Below are 1,957 nucleotides of genomic sequence, written 5' to 3'. Positions count from 1 at the left end.
TTGCGGGAGTAGGTCAATTCAGCAAGTGAGTCAAAATCCTCACCTGGATAACCACCTGGGCTGGTTACCAGACCATTTTCACGATAGTAGTTGTACCAAGAGGAAATACCTGCTTCTGCGATGATCACTTCCAAACCATCAACACCAGTGGTGGCGAGACCATTAGACATGGTACCTAGATAGGAAATACCTGTTGTTGCGACTTTGCCGTTTGACCAGTCAGCCTTGATTTGGCGCTTGCGCGTGTGGTCCGTGAAAGCACGACAACGACCATTGAGCCAATCAATGACATTTTTATAAGCTTCAATCTGCTGGTAGTCACCATTGGTCATGAGACCTTGAGAATCTTTGGTTCCAACACCTGATACATAGAGATTGGCAAATCCACGTGGGAGGAAGTAGTCATTGAGTGTATATGAGCTATTGATATGAGATAGCTTTTCTTCAGCTTCTGAGACGACTTCTGCTTGACCATGAGATTCGACTAAATTCAGCTTGGGCTCCTCAAGTTCAATGGTGTGGGGCGGTTTGACCTCAAGCACCCCTTCCATTTTGTAGAGAGCCTTGTCACTGGCTTTATCGTTGGTCCCTTGGTGGTAAGGGCTGGCAGTCATGACTGAAGGAATCTGTCCATCATAACGCGGGCGAATAATGCTGACCTTGACTAAGTCAGGGAGACCGTCGTTATCAGTATCCACACGACTCTCGACATACACGACTTCACGAATGACATCATGAGTAGAGAAGGTTGCCAAGCTCTTACCGTTAAAGTAGTGGTAGTGATTGTCTTCTGAAATGAGTCCATCACTAACAAGTTGATCAATGAGCGTATTTCCTTTTTTCGTTCTCGTATTGAGTAACTGATAAAGATTTTCAATGAGATCCCCATAAACAATAGGAAAACCAGTTTCTTTACGAAACTGTTCGGCATCCTCAAAGTCAACAAGATAGCTAAATCCTAAAAGTTGAAAAACTACTGTGTAGAAAATCTCCGCAGTTAACTCACGGTCTGACTGGAAAAAGGTTACTAAATCTGTTTCTTTATCCTCAGCCAAAGTCGATAAGGCATAATCCGTGTCAGAATAAGTGAAAAAACTCCAACAAATGAAGTCTTCAAACTGTCTTTTTAAGGACAGTTGGGGTGACAGCTTTAGACCAAGACCTTCTAATTCTGCAAATCGTTGAGAACTAGTGGTTGGTTGATAGCTGAATTGATTAAAACGCATGTTTCTCTCCTTTGAAAACAGACTGGATTTATTATATCAAAAAAGAGGGAAAAATGGAATAAATAAACTTAAATGAAATAAATTTCTTAAACCAGCATATCTATTTAGTAAGTTATTATAAAATGCTGAATAAATACCATAGAAGTAAGCCTTTTTCTAGAGAATTTTATATGTAAAACTGCATATAACTCCTATCTTTATTATTCTTCGTTTGGTATAAATATATCTAAATTTACATTTAAAACTATTATATAATATTAATTTTATATTTTCTTCCTTTGAAAAATGAAGAATTTAACAGTAAGAAGAGAAGAAGTTTGGAACTGATGATATTGAAAAGAAAGTGCAGAGTTGCTTCAATATCCAGCTTAAAATGGTATAATAGTAGTAAAACGAAAGCAAGGAGGAGAAGAAATGATTGCACAGCTCGACACCAAGACTGTTTATAGTTTTATGGAAAGTGTGGTTTCGATTGAAAAATACGTACAAATGGCTAAAGAATACGGCTATTCTCACCTTGCTATCATGGATGTGGATAATCTCTATGGAGCCTATCATTTTCTAGAAGCAACTCGTAAGCATAGCATTCAACCTTTAATTGGTTTAGAAATGACCTTGGTCAAAGATGAGGAGAATCTCTCTCTACGTTTTCTAGCCCTATCCACTAAAGGTTATCAAGAGTTGATGAAGTTATCCACTTTAAAAATGACTGGACGGAAAAATTGGTCTGA

The 1,957-nt window shown here is 38.4% G+C and carries 2 protein-coding genes; one reads left to right on the top strand and one right to left on the bottom strand.

Translation table 11 applies throughout. From position 1 onward, the window contains the following. On the bottom strand, positions 1-1,226 hold a 1,226-nt coding region (locus tag GMD1S_RS07400), incomplete at its 3' end, for a Xaa-Pro dipeptidyl-peptidase (protein WP_001212017.1). A 414-nt stretch (positions 1,227-1,640) separates the two neighbouring features. Here GMD1S_RS07400 and GMD1S_RS07395 point away from each other — a divergent pair. Beyond that, a partial coding sequence (locus GMD1S_RS07395; protein ID WP_000561558.1) for a PHP domain-containing protein occupies positions 1,641-1,957 on the top strand: 317 nt, incomplete at its 3' end.

It is taken from the genome of Streptococcus sp. GMD1S, from assembly GCF_000296875.1.
Classification (GTDB): domain Bacteria; phylum Bacillota; class Bacilli; order Lactobacillales; family Streptococcaceae; genus Streptococcus.
The sequence above is the reverse complement of the archived record's forward strand: the minus strand, read 5'-3'. Positions and strand labels throughout refer to the sequence as shown.